At 34.7% G+C, this 1255-nt stretch carries 1 protein-coding gene; it reads right to left on the reverse strand.

Features of this window, described 5'->3' with window-relative positions:
• Positions 1-1255: G5 domain-containing protein (locus HMPREF2930_RS09430; RefSeq protein ID WP_256278353.1), on the reverse strand; the 1255-nt coding region annotated here is incomplete at both ends.

Below are 1255 nucleotides of genomic sequence, written 5' to 3' on the forward strand. Positions count from 1 at the left end.
TAATGTACGATTTCATCCACTGGATCTTTTGTTACTTTAGTTGTCGGTGTTCCTTCTCCTACTTTTTCACCAGTAGTTGGATTGACATAAATAGGTGTTGTTGTTGTTTTTTCTCCATTTTCACCTTTTTGTACGACTTCTTCTGTACCAGGTGCTAATTTTGGATCAAATTCACGTTTTGTTTCATACGGAATTTTTTCTGTGGTTGTTTCTGGTGTACCTTCTTGAGCTTTAGGCGTATAAGTTAATGTTGCGCCCTCTAAGTCTGTTCTCATTACACCACTTGCGTATGTTCCAGAGTCACCATTTCCATGTTGACTTGAAGTTACTAAAAAGTTATAACTATCTTTTTTATTTAACCCTAATTGTGACAAAGTAGCTGTCCAAGTTTTACCAGCATAAGTTGCTGTAAATGTTTCATTTGACGCATTATATTTTAAATTTACATTATTTAATTTTTGACCATGGAATTTACCGTCGAAGTCGTTTGTTGTATTATCAGCGTAGTAAATAAAGTCAGATTTTGGATCAGTGGCACTACCTCCAGGATTACCCGAACCTACTTTAGATGTATTGCCTTGGGCATCATTTTTCACAAAAGTAGCATATCCTCTGTATCCTTGGCCTGCTTGCTTTTGAGTTTTATCTAATGGATCTTTATTGGAATAACCTGTATCAATTCTGAAACCAGCTGCATCGGCCATACCTTTTTCGCGTAAAATGCCACCATCTTTTAAGTAAGTATTTGCATCATTCTTACTAAAAATAAAGCCCCAACCATCGGCACCAGTAGTATTGCTTTGACGATTATTAGCTACTCTAATATTAAAGTCGAAATCATTATCAAATGTGATTTGATTTTTAAATTGTACAGCCCCTACTCCAAATGTCCCAGTGGGTTGAGTATAGTTAAATCTAGTTAAATTTTTAGCATCTAAATCTGTAGGATTTTCTTGAATATCTACATTGCCATAAGAATCATAGTTGTCTCTTCCTTTTACTGTAGTAGCTGGCAAATTAATAGTAGATGTCTCATTAGTAGAATCGCTTGCTGGCATGCTATATAAAGACATAAACGTCGGTGCACTATTCAAGTTTAATTCTTCCGAAGATAATGAGCTATTTAAATCATAGTTTGAGTTCAAAGCTTCAATCTTATTATCTTCACTTTTCTCAGAGCCTCGAAGATTTAAATTTTCATCTGAAGAAACAGTATTTGTTATTTCTTCTGTATTTTCTTCACTTGATGGCGCTT

Origin of the sequence: Staphylococcus sp. HMSC068C09 (assembly GCF_001813735.1) — a bacterium.
Lineage (GTDB): Bacteria > Bacillota > Bacilli > Staphylococcales > Staphylococcaceae > Staphylococcus > Staphylococcus hominis.